General features: G+C 39.6%; 21 protein-coding genes and 2 tRNA genes. 12 read left to right on the forward strand and 11 right to left on the reverse strand.

What is annotated here, in order from left to right:
- Genes G7B20_RS07365 through G7B20_RS07375 form a run of 3 tightly spaced genes read right to left on the reverse strand, consistent with a single transcriptional unit; the run spans window position 1 to window position 4,241 of the window.
- Window positions 1–351, reverse strand: coding sequence for a DUF488 domain-containing protein (locus G7B20_RS07365; RefSeq protein WP_164109779.1), 351 nt, complete (start codon window positions 349–351; stop codon window positions 1–3).
- A 25-nt stretch (window positions 352–376) separates the two neighbouring features.
- On the reverse strand, window positions 377–1,069 hold the full coding sequence (locus G7B20_RS07370; protein ID WP_164109781.1) for an SMUG2 DNA glycosylase family protein: 693 nt from the start codon (window positions 1,067–1,069) through the stop codon (window positions 377–379).
- A 16-nt stretch (window positions 1,070–1,085) separates the two neighbouring features.
- The gene (locus tag G7B20_RS07375; RefSeq protein ID WP_164109783.1) at window positions 1,086–4,241 is read right to left on the reverse strand and encodes a S41 family peptidase; all 3,156 of its coding nucleotides are present in this window, start codon (window positions 4,239–4,241) and stop codon (window positions 1,086–1,088) included.
- A 297-nt stretch (window positions 4,242–4,538) separates the two neighbouring features.
- On the opposite strand from G7B20_RS07375, the gene G7B20_RS19285 reads away from it, so the two are divergent.
- Together G7B20_RS19285 and G7B20_RS19290 are read left to right on the forward strand one after the other, a co-directional pair.
- On the forward strand, window positions 4,539–5,297 hold the full coding sequence (locus G7B20_RS19285) for an amidohydrolase family protein (RefSeq protein ID WP_205600185.1): 759 nt from the start codon (window positions 4,539–4,541) through the stop codon (window positions 5,295–5,297).
- A gap of 84 nt (window positions 5,298–5,381) precedes the next feature.
- Complete coding sequence (locus G7B20_RS19290) at window positions 5,382–5,789, forward strand: hypothetical protein (RefSeq protein ID WP_205600186.1); 408 nt, start codon at window positions 5,382–5,384, stop codon at window positions 5,787–5,789.
- A 46-nt stretch (window positions 5,790–5,835) separates the two neighbouring features.
- Here the strand turns inward: G7B20_RS19290 and G7B20_RS07385 are convergent.
- Window positions 5,836–5,908: transfer RNA gene (locus tag G7B20_RS07385), tRNA-Lys, on the reverse strand.
- 186 nt (window positions 5,909–6,094) lie between these two features.
- Here G7B20_RS07385 and G7B20_RS07390 point away from each other — a divergent pair.
- The gene (locus G7B20_RS07390; RefSeq protein WP_164109786.1) at window positions 6,095–7,273 is read left to right on the forward strand and encodes an MFS transporter; all 1,179 of its coding nucleotides are present in this window, start codon (window positions 6,095–6,097) and stop codon (window positions 7,271–7,273) included.
- Window positions 7,274–7,312: 39 nt separating this feature from the next.
- On the opposite strand, the gene G7B20_RS07395 is transcribed toward G7B20_RS07390, so the two are convergent.
- From G7B20_RS07395 to uxaC, 4 genes are all read right to left on the reverse strand, one after another.
- Window positions 7,313–8,686, reverse strand: coding sequence for an MFS transporter (locus G7B20_RS07395; RefSeq protein ID WP_164109789.1), 1,374 nt, complete (start codon window positions 8,684–8,686; stop codon window positions 7,313–7,315).
- 111 nt (window positions 8,687–8,797) lie between these two features.
- Window positions 8,798–9,499: a bifunctional 4-hydroxy-2-oxoglutarate aldolase/2-dehydro-3-deoxy-phosphogluconate aldolase gene (locus tag G7B20_RS07400; RefSeq protein WP_164109792.1), complete on the reverse strand. Its 702-nt coding sequence runs from the start codon at window positions 9,497–9,499 to the stop codon at window positions 8,798–8,800.
- Window positions 9,492–10,520, reverse strand: coding sequence for a sugar kinase (locus tag G7B20_RS07405; protein WP_164109794.1), 1,029 nt, complete (start codon window positions 10,518–10,520; stop codon window positions 9,492–9,494). Before G7B20_RS07405 ends, G7B20_RS07400 begins: the two co-directional genes overlap by 8 nt.
- Window positions 10,521–10,522: 2 nt before the next feature.
- Window positions 10,523–11,926, reverse strand: a complete 1,404-nt coding sequence (gene uxaC, locus G7B20_RS07410; protein WP_164109796.1) for a glucuronate isomerase — start codon at window positions 11,924–11,926, stop codon at window positions 10,523–10,525.
- 392 nt (window positions 11,927–12,318) lie between these two features.
- Here uxaC and G7B20_RS07415 point away from each other — a divergent pair, with 392 nt between their 5' ends.
- The 3 genes from G7B20_RS07415 (at window position 12,319) to G7B20_RS07425 (ending at window position 15,366) form a co-directional block, all read left to right on the forward strand.
- The gene (locus G7B20_RS07415) at window positions 12,319–13,629 is read left to right on the forward strand and encodes a site-specific integrase (protein WP_164109799.1); all 1,311 of its coding nucleotides are present in this window, start codon (window positions 12,319–12,321) and stop codon (window positions 13,627–13,629) included.
- Window positions 13,630–13,884: 255 nt separating this feature from the next.
- Window positions 13,885–14,049, forward strand: coding sequence for a helix-turn-helix domain-containing protein (locus G7B20_RS07420; protein ID WP_164109800.1), 165 nt, complete (start codon window positions 13,885–13,887; stop codon window positions 14,047–14,049).
- A 372-nt stretch (window positions 14,050–14,421) separates the two neighbouring features.
- Window positions 14,422–15,366, forward strand: coding sequence for an AAA family ATPase (locus G7B20_RS07425; RefSeq protein WP_164109802.1), 945 nt, complete (start codon window positions 14,422–14,424; stop codon window positions 15,364–15,366).
- Between the two features lie 125 nt (window positions 15,367–15,491).
- Here G7B20_RS07425 and G7B20_RS07430 read toward each other — a convergent pair whose 3' ends face one another.
- The 3 genes from G7B20_RS07430 to G7B20_RS07440 form a co-directional block, all read right to left on the reverse strand.
- Entirely contained in the window at window positions 15,492–16,019 is a 528-nt protein-coding gene (locus G7B20_RS07430; protein WP_164109804.1) for a hypothetical protein, read from the reverse strand.
- A gap of 19 nt (window positions 16,020–16,038) precedes the next feature.
- On the reverse strand, window positions 16,039–16,629 hold the full coding sequence (locus G7B20_RS07435; protein WP_164109806.1) for a hypothetical protein: 591 nt from the start codon (window positions 16,627–16,629) through the stop codon (window positions 16,039–16,041).
- Between the two features lie 613 nt (window positions 16,630–17,242).
- A tRNA-Arg gene (locus tag G7B20_RS07440) sits at window positions 17,243–17,314 on the reverse strand.
- Window positions 17,315–17,512: 198 nt separating this feature from the next.
- Here G7B20_RS07440 and G7B20_RS07445 point away from each other — a divergent pair.
- From G7B20_RS07445 to G7B20_RS07470, 6 genes are all read left to right on the forward strand, one after another.
- Window positions 17,513–18,145 (forward strand): peroxiredoxin, encoded by a 633-nt coding sequence (locus G7B20_RS07445; protein WP_164109808.1) that lies wholly within the window; start codon window positions 17,513–17,515, stop codon window positions 18,143–18,145.
- A gap of 63 nt (window positions 18,146–18,208) precedes the next feature.
- Window positions 18,209–18,523, forward strand: a complete 315-nt coding sequence (locus G7B20_RS07450) for a thioredoxin family protein (protein ID WP_164109810.1) — start codon at window positions 18,209–18,211, stop codon at window positions 18,521–18,523.
- Window positions 18,504–18,761 carry a DUF6952 family protein gene (locus tag G7B20_RS07455; protein WP_021071025.1) on the forward strand — a complete coding sequence of 86 codons (258 nt, stop codon included), beginning with the start codon at window positions 18,504–18,506 and terminating at the stop codon, window positions 18,759–18,761. The genes G7B20_RS07450 and G7B20_RS07455 overlap by 20 nt, the downstream gene beginning before the upstream one ends.
- Before the next feature lie 424 nt (window positions 18,762–19,185).
- Window positions 19,186–21,624, forward strand: a complete 2,439-nt coding sequence (locus G7B20_RS07460; protein WP_240465990.1) for a PIG-L family deacetylase — start codon at window positions 19,186–19,188, stop codon at window positions 21,622–21,624.
- Window positions 21,625–21,632: 8 nt separating this feature from the next.
- Window positions 21,633–21,830: a hypothetical protein gene (locus G7B20_RS07465; protein WP_164109812.1), complete on the forward strand. Its 198-nt coding sequence runs from the start codon at window positions 21,633–21,635 to the stop codon at window positions 21,828–21,830.
- A gap of 105 nt (window positions 21,831–21,935) precedes the next feature.
- Entirely contained in the window at window positions 21,936–23,624 is a 1,689-nt protein-coding gene (locus G7B20_RS07470; RefSeq protein WP_164110146.1) for a sodium:solute symporter, read from the forward strand.
- The last annotated feature ends 68 nt before the right edge of the window (window positions 23,625–23,692 follow it).

The following is a 23,692-nucleotide window of genomic DNA, read 5'->3' on the forward strand; positions in this document are numbered from 1 at the left end:
TTATTTTTTCAGGTTATTAATTAGCTGCAACAAAACCGCAGCTTGATTCATTCGTTCATCTTTAGCTGCATAAAGTAACGTCAACGTCCCTTTTGCGCCCAGTTCTTTTATACGGAGCAAATTGTCTCCTTTTTTCTTTAACTCCTCGTTATAACGCGACACAAACTCTTCAAATAGTTCAGGTTTATGACCGAACCATTTTCTTAATGTCGTCGATGGCGCGATGTCTTTGTTCCACTCATCTAATTCGGCTTCATCCTTACCAACGCCCCTTGGCCAAAGCCGATCGACCAACATACGGTACCCGTCTTGGGGATCTGGCTTTTCATAAATGCGTTTTATCTTAATCATCTCTTTCCAATTTTTTAAGACGCTATCATTCGGACTCGAAAGCATCCAGGTACTTGGCTATATAGAGATCCTTCTCTTTCGATTTGTATTGCTGTATATACCGGGGATGTTCTAAAATTTCTATCGTACCGAACAACTTGGCTTCCTTATTTAATTTTTGAATAAATTTTGCATTTTTCTTCCCCAACACGTACACCTTGGACACGTCGAGCCCCATGCTGATATGCTTTCTCAGCGAATCTATCATAAAGTCTTTCACCGCGGCAAATAGCGACGGATCGTCGTAATAGTTGGCATTAACCCATTGCCCAGCTTTGATTTGCCGAATGATCGCCAATGGGAAAGGCGAGTTTATATAGAATCGTTGATAAAAAGCCTTGGCCCCTCCGTAGGCATCAATCATATCGTATAGGAATACAGAAGATATTTCATGGGTATGGGCAGATTTCATCTCAATACCGCAGGCACTAAGCAGCCGCTTTGTATCCGTAAATGGCACCCCTGTAACCCCTGCCCCCTTACGACTAGGATTGATACCTACAATAAATTGACGGTCGCTCGCATCCTCATAGTATTTGCGATAGAACTGACGCATCACCAGCATCGTCTCTGGATTGTCCAGATAAGGATTCATGACCTGAAAACCATCCGGAAGCTCTCCTGAGTAATGCAAGCCACTATTGAATTCGATGACTCTATCCGCAAAATTTTCTTTCATAAACACTCCTTATCAATTATTTTAATTCCTTCAGGATCTCTTGTATTGCTCGCTCCAGCTGAGGATCTCTTCCTTTTTCTCGGTCTTCCACCGTATTCTTCACATAAATATCAGGAGCTACCCCTGTCATCTCCAGATCCTTCCCGTCCAGTGTATAACATCCCCAAGCAGGGACCCGATACATCGAACCATCTACCAACCCCTTTGTAGAGGTAAAAATAATCCATCTATAGGTTTCTGTACCAATAATCTTGCCTAAATTTAAGGCTTTAAAGCCTGCCGCTGTCATTTCGGCATCACTGAGAGACTGCTCATTAATCAACAAAACAATAGGTTTTGCCGCCGGGGCAAAATTACTTTGTGGGGCCCGCTTACCTCCACGGTATTGCCATTGCAGGTAGGGTCTCTGCGATAAGAAGCGCAGCACTTCATCATGGACATTGCCTCCTGTATTGAACCGCAAGTCCAGTATGATAGCATCCTTGTTATTTTCTTGTTCGGCCATATCCAGCAAGAATTGCTGTAGCTGATCCCCTCCCATGTTCTTCATATGCGTGTAGGCTATTCGATTGCCGCTGGACTGATCTACCTGTCTTTTATTATCTTTTATCCATTCATTGTACAAACGGTCTCGCTGCTGTGCTGCTCCCTGTGGTCGTACTTGCACCAGGATTTCTTTTCCCCCTCGGCTTAACAGCAATGACAACTCTTCTTGCAAAGAAGGAAAAGCGAAATAAGCATCCCGATCCCGGCTCTGATCTATTGAAACACCATTCACCGCGAGCAATTCATCGCCCGACTGAATATCGATTCCCTTCAGATCTGCTGCTCCTTGTGCAATGATACGACTAACTTTGAACGGATTTTCTTTCGAAAACTCAACCCCAACCTCATTACTCACCACTGCAAAGCCTTTTCGCTCTTCGGCTCCAGTAGAGTTGAACCCAAGATGCGAAGCATTTAATTCGCCCAACATATCGTTCAGCAACACTCTTAGATCTGCCCGGTTATTCACATAGGGCAAATAAGCTTCGTACCTCTTTTTGACCGCCTTCCAATCGACACCATGAAATTGTTCGTCGTAAAAATTCTCCTCGATGCCAGCCCACGCCTCATAAAACATCTGCTTAAACTCCTGGGAAAGGTTACGTTGAAACTTATACGAAACCTCAACTTTTTCTAACTTGTTGGCTTCGAGATTATACTTTTGTATGGCACCCCGACTCAATACAAAGAACTTACCCCCCACCTCGATCAGCGAACCGACACCACCATCTACGACCTTTTCCGTTTTGTTCGGTGTAAAAGGCTCCAGTACTGTACGGTATATGGCTCCCTTTCCTTCAGCATGATTGGAGTAATAAAAGACATAGGTCTTTTCACCTTTTTTTACGAGTACCGGGTTCGACTGCGTCCCAAACCCCGGACTGATTTGGGTAACACGATCCAGCAGTCCATCTGTATTGATCTGTACCATTGCTAGCTTTTGTACCGAATCTTTCTTCGTCACTGCCACAACCCCTTTCTTCCCAACCGTGCTGCTGTCCGGTTTCGGCTTGCTATCGTCCTTAAAGAGTTCATCAAACTTATTCGCTCGGTATTCTTTATCAAATTTATCCAAAGCCATCCGATAGATTTTTGCATCCAGCATCCCTGTCGGATAGGACGGTTTCGTTCTGTTGCTGGCAAAATAAATGTACTTGCCATCCGGCGACCAAACTGGACCTACCTCGGAGATACCTGTATTCGTTAAATTAGTCGTTTTATTCGTTTTAACATGGTGCACGAAAATATCTTGTTCAAAATTACGATACGCCGTAAAAAGCACATACTCGCTATCCGGAGAGAATGAGGGAGTAGAATTCTGAAATGCCCATATCTCGTCCTTAACCAATAATCTGCTTTTCATATCGGCAAGATTTAAAAGACGTACTTCATCCCTACCACTCAGATATACCGCCTGGCTACGGTCTTTGTTTAATGCAACATCCCGATTATTTCTTAAATCATCGGTAATCTGTTTCGGTAGACCTTTACCATCAGCCGAAATAGTAAACCAATTCAGATAACCGTTGACCGTCTGATTATACAACAGCGTCTTATTATCCTTCATCCATTTGACCTCGACAATCCGCTCGCCCTGACTAGAAATTTTTCGAAGAAATTTGCCTTCGATGTCCCCCACAAAAAGCTCTCCTCTGGACACAAAGGCTAGCTTTCTACCATCGGCAGCAACATCCATGTCTGATATGTTATCTTTCACATCAAAGTCCTGCTTTTTGTCCAATACAGCATTTCTGCTCAGCGCGATCTTAGGCTGTATCGCTTTCTTAGAGGCTACATCGTATACAAAAATCTTATAGTCCTTTTCAAAGATCACCTTTTCACCATTGGCCGATACGAGCGGTCTCTTGATAGACGTTTCAAAATGGGTGAGCGCTGTTTTCTTGCCTTGAATAAAAGTGTGCAAATTGTACTCATTATTCGCTTCGTCTGAGGCAAAGTAAATATTGCCCATACGGTCTACACTACTCCAGAAGTCTTTACCTTCGTAATCTGTATATTGTTTATATTTTTTATCTTTTGGATTGTATGACAGAATGTCTGGATTGAAAGCCCCCTTATAACGCTTACGATTAGCAGCGGTCATACTCTCCCACGAATCATTAAATAGCCATTCTCCAGAGGGTGTCTCCACCACATTGTGAATGGTATTAAAATAATGATCAAACAGACGCTTAGCCGTCCCCCCATTTATCGACACACTATAGCTACTGAAACGATTGTAGCGTGATGATGTAAAATAAATAGTTTGACTATCCCAACTCCAACTATCCACTTCGTCCATACCATCATGATGTGTCATCTGCTTGATCTCCCCGCCTTCCAAAGGCATAATATAGACATCCATATTGCCATTCTGATCGGCCGAAAAGGCAAGCCATTTTCCATCGGGAGAGATCCGCGGCGAGACCTCGCTACCAGTCATACCTGTAAGACGTAAAGCTACACCTCCATCTGTTGGCACGCGCCACAAATCCCCTTCATAGCTAAACACCACGACCTTGCTATCCGGACTTAAGCAGGGATGTGACATGAATGCGACTTCGGTCTGAGCTTGAGAAAGCTGAAAAACTAAAGAAAGACCCAAGGCGTATAGGATGTGCTTCATATGTATAAATTAGGTTAAAAAAACTTAACAGTTGAATTAGATTTTTATATAGGAGCAAGTTACGGAAATAATCAATAACAGCAATCATGATACGCAAGAAGACTTACTTTATACAGAGCCGGTTATCCCAAACTTCTGATGTTTCAAAATTCATTTAACATAAACCGAAAACAGACTTTATCTTTGTATCTTAGTGAACAACAAACTACATCTGCCATGCGATTATTCTATTTCTGTTCTTTACTTTTCAGCACAGCGTCTATTTGTTCAACCCAAGCGCAACAAAACCATGTTTTATTGGAGAACGTCCGAATACTAGACCAAGCCACACAATCCCTGACCGCGCCTAGTCATGTTCTGATCAGCGGCAACACCATCCAGAAAATTAGCACAGCACCGATTGCGGTGACAGATATGGAGGTCGTGAAGATCAATGGGACAGGAAGAACATTGATGCCTGGCCTTATAGACGTGCATGTCCATATGGTATTTGGTTCATTGACCATGCCTCAAATGGTGACAAACGACCTATCTGAGGAATTTTTAATTAAAACTATCGGCCAATCGGCTAACAATATGTTGATGCGTGGCTTTACAAGCGTACGAGACGCAGGGGGCCCTATATTCCCGATCAAAGCAGCCATTGATGCAGGCAAGCTTCCCGGCCCCCGAATATGGCCTTCTGGTGCTACTATCAGTCAGACGGCTGGCCACGGAGATTTCAGGACCCCAGATGAAAAATCCCGTCGCTTTTTTGGGGTAGTCTCCCGAGCAGAGCGATATGGGGCAACATTCATCGCCGATGGGCGGGATGAAGTGCTGACTGCTGTACGAGAAAACCTACGCTTTGGCGCTAGTCAGATCAAGCTCATGGCGGGAGGGGGAACATCATCAGCCTACGATCCGGTGGACGTCACACAATACACGCTTGATGAAATGAAAGCAGCTGTCGAAGCAGCAGAAGACTGGGGGACCTACGTAACCGTACATGCCTACACCCCAAGAGCTATCCGCAGAGCTATCGAAGCGGGAGTAAAATGCGTTGAGCATGGATAGTTACTGGATGAAGAAACGCTAAAACTGCTTGCCGAAAACGACATTTGGCTGAGTTTACAAAATCTAGTCGATGATACGCCCAACATGGATCCACAACGGAGAGAAAAGCGTAAACCGGTTATTGAAGGACAAGAAAAAGTATGGCCTCTAGCAAAAAAACACAAGGTCAAACTGGCTTGGGGTACGGACTTTCTTTTCGAACCTGAACTTAACGACAAACAAAATGAATTTATTCTACGTCTGCAAAAATGGTTTACAAATGCAGAAATCATAAAAATGATAACACAGGATAATGCGGAGTTATTACAACTATCGGGACTAAGAAGCCCCTACCCCGGTAAACTGGGTGTGATTGAAGAGGGGGCTATGGCAGATATGCTTCTGGTCAATGGAGATCCGCTAAAGGATCTTAAATTGCTGACCAACCCGACAAAAAACTTCGTTGTTATCATAAAGGATGGCAAGATTTATAAAAACACATTGAAGAAATAAAATCACAAAAAAGTCCTTTTTCTTTATGAAAAAGGACTTTCTAACGTGACCCCGCTGAGGCTCGAACTCAGGACCCACAGATTAAGAGTCTGTTGCTCTACCAACTGAGCTACGAAGTCAGTAACACAAATGTAACTGCTGTGCTTTAAAATATCAATGTTTTTTTTGATTTCTTCCGCATTAATTCGTCCTCCCCTTAATATCTCTAGCTAATTGCCCTTGAGGAGGTGTCTACAAAATCTTAATATCTAAATGACAAAACCTTGACGTCTTTACTGTAATTTTGCAGGCCAACTCTTATTAAAATGTCTATAATTGTATCTGGATCAACCCATAATCTATCCTCCAGTAATAAAAGGATACGAATAGCAGTTTCCCTATTTTATTTCTGTCAAGGTATTGCCTTTGCTTCTTGGGCGAGCAGAATTCCAATCATTAAGGCACAGTTGCAGCTTACGGAAGCTCAGTTAGGCACTATTTTGCTGATGCTCCCTATCGGTCAATTGGTGACGATGGCGCTTTCAGGTAGATTGGTCTCAAAATATGGTAGTCACCGTATACTTCCCATCACAGCAATCGCCTATGGTATCATCTTATGCAGTATCGCTTTTGCCGCCAACGCCTGGCAACTAGGCCTATGCTTATTTTTATTTGGTGTGATCGGTAATATGTGTAATATATCGGTAAATACCCAGGGGGTTCTCGCAGAAGGACTATATAATAAGCCGATAATGGCGTCCTTTCATGGCGTATGGAGCTTGGCCGGATTTACAGGTGCTTTATTAGGCCTCTTGACAGTCAATCTCAATCTGTCGACTTTACCCCACTTCATCATTATATTCTTCCTTATCGTGATCAATGTCTTGACGAACAGACGGCACCTCGCTCCTCCAATCGAGCAAAACATACAGCGCACGACTTCATCCTTTAAACCCGATAAAATTCTTATCTCATTAGGAATCGTTGGCTTCTGCAGTATGGCTACCGAGGGCGCTATGTTTGACTGGAGTGGGGTTTATTTTCACGATATTGTATTGGCCCCTGAAAGCCTAATCATGCTTGGCTACGCTTCTTTTATGATTATGATGGCTTCAGGTAGATTTATCGGAGATAAAATCATTAGAAAGATTGGCAGACAACGAACGTTGCAGTTCGCTGGGGTGTTGATGTTTGTCGGAATGGCACTTTCTGTAGTCTTCCCCACAATTTACGCTAGTACTATCGGCTTTATGCTGGTAGGTCTAGGTGTATCCTGCAATGTACCGACCGTATACTCTATCGCAGGTAAGCATTCTAAAATACCCTCAGGAGTTGCTCTCGCTATGGTATCCAGCATCAGCTACCTCGGATTTTTAATGGGACCACCGTTGATTGGTTATATAGCTGAATTATTTAGCTTGCGGTATTCGTATGCCGTATTCTCTCTTTTCGGGATACTCCTGTTGGGAATGACAAGTTATTTAAAGGTGTTTAGGGAAAATTAAGTAAAAGGTCAGGATTTCTAGCCCTGACCTTTTTTAATTTTAATCGAATCGAATCACCTTCATTTTAGGCACCAACAATTTCATAATACTCCAAGCCAACAGATAGGCTATTGCACAAAAGCTGAACATAATGGTATAACCTGTCTCAATATGCCCCAGTGCTTTATAATGATCAAATAGATAACCGCCTATTTTGGTAATCAATGCACCACCGATACCACCGGCCATACCGCCGATACCGACCACCGAAGCCACCGCCTTACGTGGGAACATATCCGATACTGTCGTAAAGATATTGGCGCTCCAAGCTTGATGGGCAGAGGCCCCTATCCCTATTAAGATGACCGGGATCCAAAAACTATAGTGCCCCAAGGGTTGCGCCAATAGTACGACCAACGGAATTACTGCAATAGCAAGCATGGCTTTCATACGCCCATCATAAGCCGGATAACCCCGATCGATGTAATACTTGGGAAACCAACCTCCGCCTATACTCCCTATCATTGTCATACTATACAAAACAGCCAATGGCAGCATAATATCCTCATTGACAACACCGTATTGATCTTTTAGATAACCTGGCAGCCAAAAAAGAAAAAACCACCAAACCCCATCTGTCATAAACTTACCGGTAGCAAAAGCCCAGGTTTGCTTGTAGCCCAATAGTTTGACCCAAGATACAGGCTGATCCGTTACTTCTTCAGATTCATTTACCCGTTTGTCTTCTTCCTGATCCTTGCTGATATACGCCCGCTCTTCATCGGACATCCTCTTTTGACGACTAGGCTTCTCGTAAAAGATAAACCAAAAAATCAGCCATAGAAAACCAATTCCACCGACAATTTCAAATGCGGCAGCCCAGCCCCAATGCCCTGCGATCCAAGGTACCGTCAATGGTGCTAAAATAGCTCCGACATTCGCTCCTGAGTTGAATATACCTGTAGCAAATGACCGTTCGCTCTTTGGAAAATACTCTGCAGTCGCTTTGATCGCTGCGGGAAAATTGCCGGCTTCACCGACAGCAAGAACAGCGCGGGCAAACATAAAACCCACTATAGAAACAGGTACCGATGCAATACCTATCCACCCTAATGTACCAACTATACCTTCACCAATAGCTATCGCATAGGCATGGATAATAGCACCTATAGACCACAATATAATAGACCAGGCATACCCCCATTTCGTACCAAAACGGTCTACAAACCGGCCTGCAAAAAGCATGGATATGGCGTAAACAAATTGAAAAACGGCGGCTATATCCGCATAATCACTGTTAGACCACCCAAACTCTTCTTCCAGTGTGGGTTTTAACAAACTCAGCACTTGTCGGTCCATATAATTTACAGTTGTCGCAAAAAACAAAAGGGCACAGATCACCCATCTATAGTTGCCTATTTTGGTTGTTGTCATCGGCTTATAATTTTTAGTTTATATATCGGTTGCTTTATTTTTTTCTGAAAGTGTCCGTATTATTGATTCGACATTATATTTTAAGGAATCAATGAGCTCTCTTCGTTCGGTTTAATGGTCATCAAGAACTTTCATGTCTGTTGATGAGCCGGAGAGATCATGAAAGTTTTTTCTAGCTTGTTTGATCAGGTCAAGAGCAGAGATCGTCTTTTCTTTCAAATCCTTTGTATCTTTCGGATTTATTAATTTACTTCCCATGCCGACAGCACACACACCTGCATCAAACCAAGACTTTAAATTATTTATTTCTATATCAACTCCCCCAGTTGGAATAAATAACTGTCCTCTGAACAATTCTTTGATGGCAGACATAAATCCAGGGCCAAGGACATTTGCAGGGAAAAGCTTAATCAATGCAGCTCCGTGTTGTTGTGCCGTATAGATCTCCGTAGGTGTCATACAACCTGGTATCCACAGTAGTCCTGCAGCATGAACTACGTCACCAACAGTGGGATTGATCGTCGGCGACACCACAAAATCTGCCCCTAAGCTCACAAAAACATTTGCTTCGTCCACCGTTTTTACGGTGCCGATCCCCAAAAACAGTCCGGGCATATCTTGATCACGCACCGTCAACAATGCCGCAAATACTTCTGCAGCTTTATCGCCTCTATTGGTGAATTCGAATACCCGAATACCCGCTTGATACAGTGTCTTTACAATAGCTGTCGCCTCAAGGGCATCATCATGGTAGAATAAAGGCAACATGCCCTGACGCAAGATCGCTTCTAATACGCTATTTTTTTTATCCATTTTTAATCCGTTTTTGAATATCAGCGACGGTATTATGGGTCGCATCACTCGCTATAAACAATTTATCAAAAGCAGCTGCCGTAGCAAAATCGAGCGTGTTACGCATCCCTATCTGTTGGTATAGCCCATATATTAGTCCGGCCATAAAACAATCACCACTGCCCACTTTGTCAACGATTGTGGTCGCCACATAATCTTCCGACTGCAAAAGCTGCCCTTCACCAAAAAGCGTGGTAAAATACTGGATCCCATTCTCCAAATAGTCAAATCTAAATGTATTCGCTACATATGCGCATTTTTCAAATCTAGACATCAACTCAAGGCTTGTCGCCCTCGCTTGCTCCATAAGCAAGTCTCGCGGGTAAGAAGACTGCTGCTCGCGCAACTCGGGATACAAAGCTGCTCCTAACATCTGTTGTGCAGCCCATACATTGCCCATAATAAGGTCTGCATACGCAGCCAGCTCGGTCATCACCGCCAGGGGTTCTTTACCATATTTCCACAGCTTAGACCTATAATTTAGGTCTAAAGACACGAAAATATCACGACGGGTTGCTTCCTGAAGCGCTTCTAGACAGATATCCGCTACCTCCTGAGAGATCGCTGGACATATTGCTGAAAAATGAAACCAGGATACCCCATCGAAGATGACATCCCAGTCCATGTCGGACCGTCGTAAATTCGCAAACGATGAGTTTGCCCGGTCGTATATCACCCCGGTATGTTTTAGGTCTTTACCCTTAGGGAGATAATATATCCCGAGACGATCGCCCTGCAATAGCATGTTGTCTATCTCAACACCTTTTTTCTTTAAATACGTTAAAATATCTCCTGTAATATCATTCGCCGGCATCGCTGACAGATAAGCCGAAGGCAATCCCCACAAAGCCAGAGCAGAGGCAACATTCAGTTCGGCTCCTCCAACGTAAAAAGGCAATGCGCCGCCTCCTACCCAATCTGTGGAAAGATCTGGACAAATACGTAGCAGGATCTCTCCAAAGCTTAAAATTTTACCATCCATTGTTAGAAAAATCTAAAATATTCCCGAGCATTATAATAACTAATATCTCCAATAATTTTACCGACCCATTCTATATCATTTGGAATTTCTCCTCGCTCCATATCTTCCCCAAAAATATCACAGATCAATCTTCTAAAATATTCGTGTCTCGGAAAAGATAAAAAACTCCGCGAGTCAGTTAGCATACCTACAAAATTGCTAATCAACCCAATATTAGACAGTGCATTTATCTGCTTGGTCATACCATCCTTTTGATCCAAAAACCACCAGGCGGATCCAAATTGAATCTTACCCCGTACAGACCCGTCGTTAAAATTACCGACCATACTCGCAAAGAGCTCATTATCTGCCGGATTCAAATTATACAAAACGGTTTTTGCGAGTTTATCCCGACTATCTAATCGATCTAAAAATCGAGAGAGCGCCAGCGCCTGACTAAAATCTCCGATCGAGTCATGCCCTGTATCAGTACCCTTGCGTTGCAGCATTCGCGTATTATTGTTCCGAAGCGGGCCTAAATGATACTGTTGCACCCAATTTTTTTCATGATTCCACTCTGCAAAAGAGACTAAAAGTGCAGATTTAAACTTCGCTACTTCATCTGCCCCGAGCTCTTTTCTTCGTCGTATTTTCTCAAAAATAGCATTTAACTCCTGATCACTATATGCTGCCGCATAAAGGTGTTCGATACCGTGATCCGACACCGTACATCCGCAAGATGAAAAATGGTCGTGCCTGCTTCTTAACGCATCTAAATAGCTTTTAAAATTATCTATTGATAACCCAGTAACTCCCTCTAACTTATTAACATACTCGTTCAGCCCCTCCACATTGCCTGCATTCATTGCTTTGTCTGGCCTAAATGCGGGTAATAGTCTAAAACTTTCACCTTCCTTTGCTACTTGTTGGTGATACGCTAGACTATCCAAAGGATCATCTGTTGTACATACCACATCTACATTCATTCGCTTTAACAGCCCTCTTGCAGAAAAACCAGCCTCAGCGATCTGTCCGGCCGTCTCTTCATAAATCCATTCTGCAGTCTTGGGTGACAGAAGCGCTGTAATTCCAAAATAACGCTGTAGCTCCAAGTGCGTCCAATGATACAAGGGATTACGCAAGGTATAAGGTACTACCTCAGCCCATTTTAAGAACTTCTCTTTATCCGAGGCCTCCCCGGTAATGTATTCCTCACTTATTCCTTGAGCACGCATTGCCCGCCACTTGTAATGGTCATAAGCTAACCAAAGCTGTCCAAGATTATCAAACTTTGTATCTTGGGCTATTTGCTCCGGGGGTAAGTGATTGTGATAATCGATAATCGGTAAACTTTTCGAATAATTATGATATAATTCTTCGGCTGTACCTGTGTTTAACAAAAAATTTTCGTCTAAAAATGCTCGCATTGATAATAATTAGTTAATGGCAAAACCTGATTCCCCTAAAACGAAGGACATAACATACCTGGTATAAAATGAATAGAAATTTTGCTTTATCATATCTAGAGCTTAAAAGTAAGCACAAGATAACGAAGATTTGTAGTTAAGCTTCAATATTAGTTACGAAAACGTTAGCGTTGATTGCAAGTTTTCTTTAGCATAGAGTCGGGATAAGTTGTCTATCTTAAAAATCTCTCTCTCCTATAATTTAAGTTAGTAGCCCCGAGCAGGATAGAACCTTTGATATAAGAAGGTAAAGAATGATAAAGTTTACCAGCCCAATTTGCATTCAAACAACCATTTGTGTTAAATTTGATAAAATTAGATAAAGATAGATAAAGACAAAACCGAGTGCAAAAATGAGCGCAAATAATAAAATAAAAAATTTAAAAGACGTCAATGTTTCATACAACCTGAGAACACCAAACGACACAAAAAAGGACTCAGCTGTCAAATGTGTAATACGATGGAATAACAACACACTGACACTACATAGCGTGGCTAAAATTAACCCCAATCATTTTGACCGAAAAAAGCAGAGAGCAAAAAACAATGGCAAGTCCACCGCTTGGGACTCAGGCTCATTTAACCAAAGATTAGAAGAACTGGAAGGTAAAATTAAAAAGCTATTTCGTGAGCACCTCAACATTCACAATGAGTATCCTAGTTTTGACAACTTCAAAGCCATTATCAGCGACAAATTATCTAGCAAAAAGAAACAATCAGCAGAAAGCCTTATTGCCTATACTGAGTCTTATATCGAAAAGTCTAAAACCCGATTTAACGAAAAAACAAAAAGACTTTTAACTCCTGCAATTATCAAATCATACAACCGAACATTAGGGATTCTAGTTGAATATAAATCGCACATTAAAAAGCGAGACATAACATTCTCCGATGCAACCTTAAAGTTTTATGAAGGCTTGACGGAATATATGCAAAACAATCTAAACTTTGCCATCAACACCATAGGAACTCATTTTAGAAACCTTAAAACCATCCTTAGATCGGCAACAGAGGAAGGAGTAAACAAGAATCTAGATTACACCAAGAGAAGATTTAAAAGCCACAGAGTAGACGTGGATAACATCTTTCTAAACATCGAAGAATTAAACAAAATTCAGAATCTAGACTTAACAACCCAACCCAGTTTAGAAAATGCAAGAGACCTATTTTTAGTTGGATGTTGGACGGGATTAAGATTCTCAGATTTCACAAAACTAACCATGGATAATTTCAACCTCCAAGACAATACTATCCATATTCTTACGCAAAAAACACAAAAACCCGTAGTCATTCCTCTATTACCTCCATTGCAAATGATATTAAACAAATACCATGGATTCACCGAAAACAGCTTGCCGAAATCTATTTCCAATCAAAAACTAAATGATTACATTAAGACTGTCGGCAAAAAAGCTGGCTTATCAGAATTAATAAACATTAAAACTATTAAGGGCGGAAAAGAAATAACATTCCAATCTCCAAAACACGACCTTATTACCACCCATACCGCAAGAAGAAGTTTCGCATCAAATTTATACATTAAAGGAGTACCAACTATAAGTATAATGCAAATCACTGGACATAAAACAGAAAGCTCCTTTTTAAAATACATTAAATTAGAACCTAAAAACCATGCAAACATTGTAGCAGATTTTTTCAAATAAAATAACTTGACAGTCAGACTTTTGGCAAAAAACATCTAAAACCATCGGTCTATAGTAAAAAATAATTAGGAAAGCAAGAAAAAAATTGTTAAATTTGCCTCAGTTTAGAAAAAACTATAAGTATCCACATTACAAATGTATATAAAAAAAATTTATCTGCAAAATAAATTTACTGTTTTTTTTTTAAAATTGTTCAATACATTGCTATTGTGGCTTGAAGCTCTATTGTCTCTTATTAAATTTAAAATAAATAAAATGCAAAAACAATTACTAAGCAGAAAAGAGACTGCAACACTCTTAAGTATTTCCCTACCAACTTTGGCCAAATATACCAGAGAGGGAATTTTAAAAGCACGGGTGCTAGGGAACATCATCCGTTACGATTATGAAGAAATTTTAAAATCATTTAATGTAAACTAGAATGACAAAACAAAAACAGCAGGTAGAAAGATTGAAATGCTTTCTCAAGGCATCAAAACATTTGAAATATTTATCTATTTCTAATTGTTACAAAATCAGTCGAAGGTTGAATATTAATTTATCAACCTTTTTTTTATTGCTAACAAACAACACAAATATTAAAATCCATGCTTGACGACTTCAATACTCTATTTATAGAGAGATCCACAGAGCTCAAGAATTTTCTAAAAAATTGCTTACCCATACATATGTACAGCGATGAAGAAATAATGGCTCTAAGCTTAGACCTTTGTTTAAGCATAGGTGAATTAAGATACAGAATACAAGCTAGAAATTTAAACACCCAAGCAATTGGCACAGTAGAAGATAATTATGAAGAATTTTATCAGTAAAAAAGCAAATCAGTGGATAGAAGAAGCCACAGTTCAACCAATCCCCAAAATGCTATTTAGTGAGTTTTGGTTTGAAAACGAGTTATGTATACTATTCGCTGACTCTAATCTTGGTAAATCAATATTGGCAGTACAGATAGCTGACAGCATTAGCAGTAGAAGAGCAATTAACGGATTTAAATTAGAAAGCGAGAAACAAAAGGTTTTATACTTCGATTTTGAGTTATCAAAAAAGCAGTTCGAAACCCGATATTCCGACAATTATTTAAACCATTACGAGTTTGATGAAAATTTCATTAGGACTGAAATTAACAATGAGAGTATTATTAAAGAAAGTGAACTGCTTAGTGATTTTATTAATGAAATTAAAGAACAAGGTGCAAAAATCATCATTATGGACAACATGACTTTTTTATTAAATGATATTGAAAAAAGTAGTATTGCAGGAAATTTTATGAAAGAATTAAAGCAAATAAAAACCGAATTGGATTTATCTATATTGATATTGGCACACACGCCAAAAAGAGATTTTGCTCGCCCTATATCAAATAACGATTTACAAGGAAGTAAAATGCTTATAAACTTTGCTGATAGTGCATTTGCCATTGGAAAAAGCTACACTGATATTAACTTGAGGTATATCAAACAGATAAAGCAAAGAAATTGCGAACATATTTACAACGAAAACAACATTTGTCTATGCTCAATATCAAAAGGCCACGTTAATAACTTTTTACAGTTTCAATTTATAGAATACGGCAATGAAACGGAACATTTAAACTACAATAAAACCGACCACATAGTAAGTCTGGAAGAAACCTACAGATTAAAAGACGAAGAAGCGCTATCCAACTCTGAGATAGCTAGACGTCTGAAAATTTCCGAATCAGCTGTAAGAAAACGATTAAACAAACGACAAACATAATATAAGTCGTACCGCCTCGTACTAAAATATGGTGCGAGGTGGTGCGAACTAAATTAAAAAATATTAAAAGTTAGAGCAATAATTATATGTAGATGAAAATTTCATCTTAAAAAATTTTTAGTCATCTAAAATCCAACTAAAGGAAAGTGACCCCAAATGAACATTATAATCTTTGGTTCTATCATTATCGACAATACAACCAAACCAAGGACAATTGCTAAATAATTCAAAACTGACAGGTCTATATACTGTTGTTTCTCTAATTTTATTAGATTCACAAGCGCCTCCTTCTCTTCCATTGTTTCCACCTCTTTCATTCCTTTCATCACCTCTTGGTACTTTACTATTTTTGACCATATTGTAGAAGGTACAAAAACTAAAAAAACTATCGCAACTAAATAATAAATCACCCCAATACCCCAATTTGTAATGACAAAACTAAAGTACATACTTGACACCCCTATGTATGTATAAATAAATAAAATGACAAAAATGAATGCTAATAAATAAGAGACAAAACTTGCTTTTGCATATCCACCTTTAGATAATCTTATATTCGAATATATATTAAAAGGCATTAACAATATATTGTAGAATACGGGAAAAATAATCCTAGCTATTACTGGGACTAGCATTAGAATAAAGTAATTCATAATTTTTAAATAAATCTTATTAGGCAACAACTAGAAGTAAATTAACCCTAGAATTCGCAGAGTAAAAAAAATTTGCATTTGTAACATTAAAATCGCCGATTGGACGTGAAATTTCTTTTAACAACATATCAACTTTCATCCTTTCAATCTGAGCTGAGTTGTACTTCACAGAAATTAGACCATATCCTCCCCCCTCAAATGACTCAGGCCGAGAAAATAAAACTCGCTCAACCGTACGAAAGATTTGATTACTAGCATAAATATTATAATTCATTAACTTTTTAAGTTCACTGGCAGAAATAGCATCAATACTATCATTATGTATGATTTGATAAGTAAGAATATATTTATTCCTAAATAATGAAGAAATTTCAATTTCAAAAACGCCTTTACGCTTAATACCGTTTTCATTATTATAAACTTCAGATACAGATTTTACAAACCCGACACTTAAAAACTTATACATTAAAAGTAAAAATGCATAAGCAATTAAAAAAAGGACAATAACAATTGGCGATTCGGTTATCGGATAATAATAATCTAACATTTCTTTGGTTTCGTCTGAAAGCACATAAAAAATGATAAACGAAAATAATAAAACTCTTTTCATCCTTAATATTTTAATTTTGCGGTAATTGCGAATCTATACAACAAGTCAACAAACAGAATCTTAAGAGATTATGGTCAATAAAAAGTATATCGTAATTTGAGCAAAAAAATAGCGTAGCTAGTAATCTCTAGCTACTCGGGGTTACGACGCCCACACACACATAAAGATACAGCTACGCCATACGGCGCACTGATAATCTTCTTTAGTGTGTCTCTTAATTTGTCGTAATTTGAGTAACAAAAAGAATTCAGTACAATATTTTAAACATTCAAATTTATTAAATTTAATCCTATATAACCTAGACTAACATAAAAAACTTATCTAATCATATACTAGGAATAATACCCTATTGTTACAGCCCATCCATAAATTGGGGAAATGACTTGTAATTATATCCCCCCATAGACTGAAACTTTTTAAAATTTGTAAACTACCAAAATATCATTTATATACTCGAGACAATCCTTTTCGAACATTTGTCGATTTAACTTGTTATAAAAGTTTAAACTACATAAAGGTATTACATATATAAAAAAACGAGTGCAAAAACGATACATAGGACACAAAAAAAACGGCACAACACTGAATATCAGGATTATACCGTCTTTAGTTGTAGCCCCGAGCAGAATCGAACTGCTATCAAATGTTTAGGAAACATCTATTCTATCCGTTGAACTACGGGGCCAACTCTAGTTAAGGTACACAAAAGTATTATTATCCGAGCTTCTAAACAAGTGCTCTTTTTATTTTACATAAAACTATAGCTTTTAGCTATGAAATCAAGATAGAAAACATAGATTTTGATGATACCCAATAGGTATTTTCAATTTACTTTTGCCGTTATATTACGTACCTTTGTAGTACAAAAAAAGAAAGATACATTATGAGTTTTACAGGTAAGAATTTTCCGAGCATTACAGTAGATGCAATTGACTATTTAGGCGATTACATTTCAATCAACATTTTTGAAAAAGCACAAAAAGAAAACAAGAAAGTATTGTTATTCTGGTATCCAAAAGACTTTACATTTGTATGTCCTACAGAATTACACGCTTTCCAAGAAGCTCTTCCGGAATTCGAGAAACGTAATACAATCGTGATTGGCGCGTCATGCGACTCAAACGAAGTACACTTTGCGTGGTTAAACACAGCAAAAGATAATGGTGGTATTGAAGGTGTAGAATACCCTATCATCGCTGACACAAACCGCAACCTTTCTAGCGTATTAGGAATTTTAGAGATGAAAGAAGTGGAACACCCTGAATATGGTACACTTGTAGAAGGTTCTGCGGTGTCTTACCGTGCTACCTACTTGATCGATGAGACTGGGAAAGTATTCCACGAGTCGGTAAACGATATGCCTTTAGGACGTAACGTAAAAGAATATATCCGTCTGATCGACGCGTATACACACGTACAAAAGCATGGCGAAGTATGTCCTGCAAACTGGGAAGAAGGTAAAGAAGCAATGAATGCTACACGCGATGGTGTTGCTTCCTACTTATCGGCCAATTAAGAAATTTCAATCCTTCGAGAGGCGGATTTCTTCCGCCTCTCTTCTTTAAAATACAAAACGACTATGTTACAGGAATTAGAAAACGACACCTTACAGGAAGTTGTAAATAACAACAAAACTGTAATGGTACAATATGCAGCTTCTTGGTGTGGAAACTGCCGCATCATGAAGCCTAAATTTAAAAAATTGGCCATGGAGAATGAGGATGTGACTTTCATTGTTGTAGACGCAGAAAAAAATCCAGAATCAAGAAAATTGGCCAATGTAAACAATTTACCAACCTTTGCCGCGTTTAAAGATGGAAAATTGGTAAACCAGGTACAAACAAATAAAATAGAAGGACTAATTGATTTATTAAATGAAGTTACCAGTAATTAAGCACCTAACAGACTTTATAGAGCAAAACGATGCAGATTATGTCTTAGAAACTATCGAAACGCTAGAAGCCTTGACAGAAGTTTCTTCATTAAAAGACGAAGAGCTTGATGTTATTGGCGAGCTAATATCCAATATGTACGGAGCTATTGAAGTTGATAAGCTCATAAAAGAAGGAACGCCTAAAAAGGAAGCTTTAAATACCTTCATGCAACGTGTCCTAGGCTCCATAGACAAATAGCAGCCCTGTCTTGGGGAGATTAAAATCCTACTATTTCACAAAAGATATTATTCCATGTCGCTATTGTTTATAACTTTTGCGATGTGGAAAATTATTTTTCAACTTAGCGTTTACTATATTACGCTTTTATAGTACTTTTACTAGCGTTGAAAGGTTACACCCTAATTTGGGGGTCGTAAGACTATTTTAAGACTAAAGATTTTTAATTGTTGTAAAAAAAGAGCTAAATAAAATTTAGCTCTTTTTTTCTGAAGGTGTCTGTACTCAATGGACATCAAGAACTTTCATTTTTGATTGGTGAACCAAAGGAATCATGAAAGTTTTTTTTATAACAACCTTTGATCCCGCTAGTAGAGCACCGAATGTAACCAAAATGTCCCACAAATTCTATTGCACATAAAAATAGATTTATGTATGTTTAATCATGTATAAAAAAATACTCTTCTTATTTTTTTTCATCAGCACTCTCGTTATATCGGCGAAGTCTCAACATGGTAATATGCCAGCTAATGAAATCATGATCAGGCTTCAAAAACTTAACACATTAGGATCTATATTATACTTTGCGGCACATCCCGATGATGAAAACACACGATTGATAGCATGGCTAGCACAAGAGCGAAAATACCGAACAGGATATCTGTCGCTAACCCGAGGCGACGGTGGACAGAATCTTATTGGGACGGAACAAGGAATAGATCTGGGACTAATCCGTACACAAGAGCTACTCGCAGCTCGATCGATCGATAAGGGAGAACAATTTTTCAGTTCGGCCTATGATTTTGGCTTCTCTAAAACATACACAGAGACTTTTGATTTTTGGGACAAAGAGACCGCCCTCCGGGAAGCTGTATGGATAATCCGCAAATTTAGACCGGATGTCATTATAAACAGATTTCCGCCAGATAAACGTGGTGGCCACGGTCATCATCAAGCTTCAGCAATACTGGCCCATGAAGCATATCTTGCGGCAGCTGATCCAAAATATTTTCCAGAACAGCTCGGAACTGTGGCTCCTTGGAGAGCGAAACGTCTGCTATGGAATACCGCTAATTTTGGGGGGATGAATAATACCTCTGAAGATCAGCTTAAAATAAACATCGGTGCATATAGTCCTCTTTTAGGCGAATCATACGGCGAAATAGCTGCACGCAGCAGGTCGCAGCACAAAAGTCAAGGATTTGGAGCGGCAACTTCACGCGGCAACAGTACCGAGTATTTTGAGCATGTAGCAGGCGATGAAGCAAAAGGAGACATTATGGAAGGCATCACGACCAGCTGGGATAGAATCCAAGGTAGTGCAGACATAGAACCATTGATAAAGCGCATTATTGCTGATTTTATCCCTACAGAGCCTGAACGAAGTATATCTAGTCTTTTTGAGCTCCGTGATCGGATACAACACATCAATGATAATTATTGGAAAGCACAAAAGATAAAAGAGATAGAAGACATTATTACTGCTTGCGCCGGTATATGGATTGACGTATCGACAAAAGCGGACCAGTATCCTCTTAACAAAGATTTTGATGTCTTGTTGGAGGTAATAGCACGACGTCCCAATCTTGCGGTAAAACTACTTAAAACCAGCTTGGGAGAAGTTCAGGAAAACCTAGCAACAAATGTTAACTGGTCCTTATCAAGACAATACAAATTTGCCCAAATAACTCAACCTTACTGGCTTTTAAAGGGACATTCCTTAGGTAAATTTGATGTCAACCCCGCTGATGTAGGATACCCTACCAATCCCAACCCTCCGAGTGTCACCTTTACATTTGAAATCAATGGCAAGATTCTGAGCAGAAATCAAGAGATACAATACCGGGTCGTGGATCCTGTGCGCGGCGAAATACACAGCCCTATAACCATAATACCGACGCTAACGGCAGAATTGTCTTCCTCCCTTTTACTAAGTACAAATATGGAACAGAAAACAATGGAGGTCACTTTCTATCGTCACGACGAAAGCCAAAACAATTTTGTTGTAGATATACCCCAACCTGAAGGTTGGCAAGTCTCTCCTAAACGTATCAATCTAGAATTCGGAAAAGAAAATAGCCTTGTCAAGCAGATTGCCGTAAAACCGGATAATTCAAACAGTGCTAGTGGTTCAATATCCTTCCAATGGAATGGTGAACTTCTGAAATCGATAAAAACAATAGATTATGACCATATCCCTCGGATCACCTGGTTTCCGTTGGCTACAGTGAGTTGTAAGAGCTTTGCGCTAACAAACCCGGTGAAAACTATAGGCTATCTCCCTGGTGCAGGAGATATGATCCCGCAATCGCTAAACGAGATAGGTATAGCGGTAACCCCTTTGAATAACCGTCCATTGTCGGCCTCTTCATTAAGCCAATACGACGCCGTCATAGTCGGTATCCGCTACTTCAACATCAATCCACAGGCTTCCTCTACACAGAAGCTACTTATGGACTACGTAAATCAAGGAGGTGTCGTGCTCGTGCAATATAATGTAAACACGAAGCTTTTTGTCGACCAGATAGGTCCCTATCCGTTCGCTATCTCGAGAGATAGGGTCACTGAAGAGCATGCAAAGGTCAACTATGATTCGAAAGACGTCGCCTTAACCTACCCGAATAAGATCTCAACGCTCGATTTTGATGCATGGGTACAAGAAAGAGGTCTTTACTTTGCCGATAAGATCGATAAAAGATACCGTACTCCACTACGGATTAACGATAAAGATGAAGAATCGAAAAACGGCTCACTCTTGATAACAAATTATGGAAAAGGCAAATTTGTATATACCTCCCTTTCCTTTTTCAGACAATTACCGGCCGGAGTTCCCGGAGCTTACAGATTATTTGTAAATTTGCTCGCAAAAGAAAAAGTAAATTAACATTATATATGGAAAATCAAGTAAACGATGTACAACCTCTTAACGTAAAAGGTTTAATTTTATTAATCGGATCTGTATTGGGCGCACTAACGGCTTTTGCTTCTTGCGGATCATTTTTAAGTCTTATTGGGGGGCTAGTAGGCGGGTTTATTTTCGCAGTTTTCTTCAATACAGTGCTTTTACCACAAAAACCTCATGACAGATAAGGGACTCCCTCCTTTAGTACGTAGTTGGCGCCAGTTCTATTGGATATTGGTGATCTGGCTATTGTTATGTATTGTATTTATGTATTTATTTACGGTGCATTACTCATGAGTCCTATCGATTGGATAGTACTTTTCTCTACCCTGCTTTTGATTATCACCTACGGTATATTCAAAAGCAGGAATATTCGTAACATAGACGGCTATTTATTAGGCGATCGCGAATTGCCTTGGTACAATGTGGGGCTCTCTGTAATGGCTACGCAGGCCAGTGCAATCACTTTCCTATCCGCACCAGGCTTGGCTTACACCTCGGGAATGAGCTTTGTCCAATTCTACTTTGGACTGCCTTTAGCCATGATTGTGCTCTGTATTACTTTTGTCCCTATCTTTCATCGGCTTCGGGTATTTACCGCTTACGAATTCCTTGAAAAGCGATTTGACATCAAGACGAGAGCATTAACGGCTTTCCTATTTCTTATCCAACGTGGCATATCTACCGGGATTACTATTTTTGCCCCATCCATAATACTATCTACTATTTTGCATATTGATGTTACCTATACCACTTTGGTCATGGGAAGCGTGGTGGTACTCTATACAGTATATGGGGGGACCAAGGCTGTATCTTATACGCAGTTACTGCAAATGGGAATCATATTTGCAGGGCTTCTAGCGGCTGGTTTTATGGTTATCCGACTTCTCCCGGAGGATATTGGATTCCGTGAGGCGCTACATATTGCAGGTAAATCGGGTAAAACCAATGCTATTGATTTCACGTTGGATTTAAACAACCAATATACCGTATGGACAGGCTTGATCGGAGGTTTTTTCCTTCAATTGTCTTACTTTGGGACGGATCAAAGTCAGGTCGGGAGGTATCTAACAGGGTCTTCTATCCGTGATAGCAGAATGGGACTTCTGATGAATGGATTGTTAAAGGTACCCATGCAGTTTTGCATTTTATTGATTGGGGTATTGGTATTTGCGTACTATCAGTATCATACCCCACCTTTATTTTTCAACTCGATAGAGACCAAAAAACTGGAAAACAGCAGCTATAAGGCTGAATATATGGATCTGTTGCAGCAACAGGAATCTCTCGGCGAAAAAAAATCGCAAACAATCCACGAACTTACGAAAGCGCTATCGCATAATGACAAAGCAGGAATAGAACGTAAAGGCGAAGAATTGAATGCGCTAAACACAGCGTCAACATCACTAAGGGAAGACGTAATCAAACTCATCAAGAAAAATGATGAACACGCCGATGTAAATGACAATAACTATATCTTTTTATCGTTTGTGACCTCCACCTTTCCAAAGGGCTTTATCGGTCTGCTGATAGCGATCATCATGCTTGCCTCGATGGGCGCTACCGCCAGTGCAATAAACTCGCTCGCTTCGACGACCGTAATCGACATCTATAAGCGATTTATCAATAAGCAGGGTTCTGAGCGCACTTACTTAAAGGCTTCGCGTCTCTTTACGCTGGGCTGGGGCATATTCACGGTAATTATTGCACTATATGCCAATAAGCTTGGTAATCTTTTGGAGGCAGTTAATATATTAGGCTCTTTATTTTACGGTACTATCTTAGGAATATTCCTTGTTGCCTTCTACTTCAAGAAAATCGGAGGGAAAGCCGTATTTTGGTCTGCTATAATTACCGAAGTTATAATCATTGGTATTTGGAAAGCGGATATAGTAGCTTTCCTATGGCTCAACCTTATTGGGTGTATACTTGTTATTTTATTTGGATATCTACTACAGCAAGGAATAAAGAACAATGATTGATGGTTAATGGTTTATTAATAGAGACCATTCATTCTCAAATCTCTCATCTCTTAACTCAAATCTAATCC

Origin of the sequence: Sphingobacterium sp. xlx-96 (genome assembly GCF_011007365.1) — a bacterium.
Lineage (GTDB): Bacteria > Bacteroidota > Bacteroidia > Sphingobacteriales > Sphingobacteriaceae > Sphingobacterium > Sphingobacterium luzhongxinii.